This window comes from Salipiger sp. HF18 (assembly GCF_011806505.1).
Taxonomy (GTDB): Bacteria; Pseudomonadota; Alphaproteobacteria; order Rhodobacterales; family Rhodobacteraceae; genus Salipiger; species Salipiger thiooxidans.
The window spans coordinates 1-2,466 of record NZ_JAATOS010000554.1 but is presented as its reverse complement, the minus strand read 5'-3'; the positions used below and the strand labels follow the sequence as shown (position 1 = coordinate 2,466).

The window sequence follows — 2,466 nt, the reverse complement described above, 5'->3', positions numbered from 1 at the left end:
GATGCACCCGAGTCGGACGACCCGTACTGTTGCACGGCTTCCTTCTCTTCGGCGATCTCGCGTGCCTTGATCGACAGGCCCAGACGACGGGTCTTGCTGTCGATGTTGGTGACGCGGACGTCGATGTGGTCGCCGACCGAGAAACGCTCGGGGCGCTGCTCGGAGCGGTCACGCGACAGGTCGGAGCGGCGGATGAAGGACTTCATGCCTTCGTATTCCACCTCGATGCCGCCGTCCTCGATCGCCGTGACGTTCACGGTGATGATCGAGCCGCGCTTCACGCCGCCAACGGCTTCCGCGAACTTGTCGCCGCCGAGAGCCTTGATCGAGAGCGAGATACGCTCCTTCTCGGTGTCCACTTCGGTGACCACGGCCTGCACGATGTCGCCCTTGCGGTATTCCTGGATGGCTTCTTCGCCACGCTGGTCCCACGAGAGGTCCGAGAGGTGCACCATGCCGTCGATCTCGCCGTCGAGACCGATGAACAGGCCGAACTCGGTGATGTTCTTGACCTCGCCCTCGACCTGCGTGCCCTCGGGGTGAGTCTCGGAGAAGACTTCCCACGGGTTGCGCATGGTCTGCTTGAGGCCGAGCGACACGCGGCGCTTGGCCGGGTCGATCTCGAGCACCATGACGTCCACTTCCTGCGAGGTGGAGACGATCTTGCCGGGGTGCACGTTCTTCTTGGTCCAGGACATTTCGGACACGTGAACGAGACCCTCGACGCCCGGCTCCAGCTCCACGAACGCGCCGTAATCGGTGATGTTCGTGACGCGGCCCTTGTGGACCGACCCCAGCGGGAACTTGACGGCAACCAGATCCCACGGATCTTCCTGCAGCTGCTTCATGCCGAGGCTGATACGGTGGGTGTCCTTGTTGATCTTGATGACCTGGACCTTGACGGTCTCGCCGATCGACAGGATCTCGGACGGGTGGTTCACACGGCGCCATGCCATGTCGGTGACGTGCAGCAGGCCGTCCACGCCGCCCAGGTCGACGAACGCACCGTATTCGGTGATGTTCTTGACCACGCCGTCGACCGTCTGGCCTTCGGTGAGGTTGGCGATGACTTCCGCACGCTGCTCGGCGCGCGATTCCTCGAGGATCGCACGACGCGAGACAACGATATTGCCACGGCGACGGTCCATCTTGAGGATCTGGAACGGCTGCTTGAGACCCATGAGCGGGCCCGCGTCACGCACGGGGCGGACGTCGACCTGCGAGCCGGGAAGGAAGGCAACGGCGCCGCCGAGATCGACGGTGAAGCCACCCTTGACGCGGCCGAAGATCGCACCTTCGACGCGGGCGTCGTCGGCGTAGGCCTTCTCGAGCCGGTCCCATGCCTCTTCACGACGGGCCATCTCGCGCGAGATGACGGCTTCGCCGCGGGCGTTCTCTGCGGAGCGCAGGTACACCTCGACTTCGTCGCCGACGGAGATGTCGGGCGCTTCGCCGGGGTTCGCGAATTCTTTGAGATCGACGCGGCCTTCCATCTTGTAGCCGACGTCGATGATGGCCTGGCCCGCTTCGATCGCGATGACCTTGCCTTTGACAACCGAACCTTCGTCCGGCGTGTCCATTTCGAGGCTTTCATTAAGGAGGGCCTCGAATTCCTCCATGGTTGCGTTAGCCATGTGGCGTCATGTTCCTTTACAATTCGTTTTTTCTGGCCGGGCGGTTGTCTCCGCCGGTCTTGGATGATGTCCGCACTTGTGGCGAACCTTCTGGCCCGTTCAGACATCCGCGTATGACAAAAAGGGCCGGATGAAATCCTGGCCCTGCCCGTTGTCCTGTCCGCGGCGTTGTCGCCTGTCTTGACCGGGCGCGGTATACGCAAAGCGCGCGCCCGGATCAAGCCCCGAACGCCGCGCCCTCGTTCCGACCCGCCGCCCGGCCGCAGCCCCGGATGCCTCCGGCGGGGATATTTGGGGCCATTGGAAACCGGGAGCCCCGCCCATGGGCATCCAATGGCCTGAAATATCCCGGGGGAGTCGCGCATCGCGCGACGGGGGCAGCGCCCCCTTCCTGCCGCCGGCCCCGTGGGCTCAGCAGTAGTTCTCGGGCCCCACCGACTGGTCGCGCGAGTAGCGGTCGCCGTGGCACCAGCCGATCGGCAGGACCGTCTCGACCCGTGTCACGTCCTCGGCCGTGAGCTCCGCCTCGGCGCCCGCCACGAGCTCGGCGAAATGCGCGACCGAGCGGGTGCCGGGGATCGAGACCACGTGTCCGCCCTTGTGCAGCCCCCAGGCGATGGCCAGCGCCGCGGTGCTCAGCCCCATCTCGGCGGCGAGCGCCCGGAAGCCCTCGACGATCTTCAGGTTGGCCGAGAGGTTCGGCTCCATCATCCGCGGGTTCGATGCCAGGAAGGGGTTGGCCGCGATCCTCTCGCGGGTGATCGGCGTGTCGGTCAGCAGCGAGCGCCCGACCGGCGAAAAGGCCACGAGCGCGACGCCCAGCTCCTCGCAG

The 2,466-nt window shown here is 65.4% G+C and carries 2 protein-coding genes; both read right to left on the bottom strand.

All coding sequences use genetic code 11. The annotated features are described in order from the left end of the window. Positions 1 to 1,634 (bottom strand): 30S ribosomal protein S1 (gene rpsA / locus HC022_RS24005; RefSeq protein WP_167454075.1); only part of this gene is annotated, 1,634 nt, incomplete at its 3' end. 411 nt (positions 1,635 to 2,045) lie between these two features. Next, positions 2,046 to 2,466 (bottom strand): aldo/keto reductase (locus HC022_RS24000; RefSeq protein WP_167454074.1); only part of this gene is annotated, 421 nt, incomplete at its 5' end.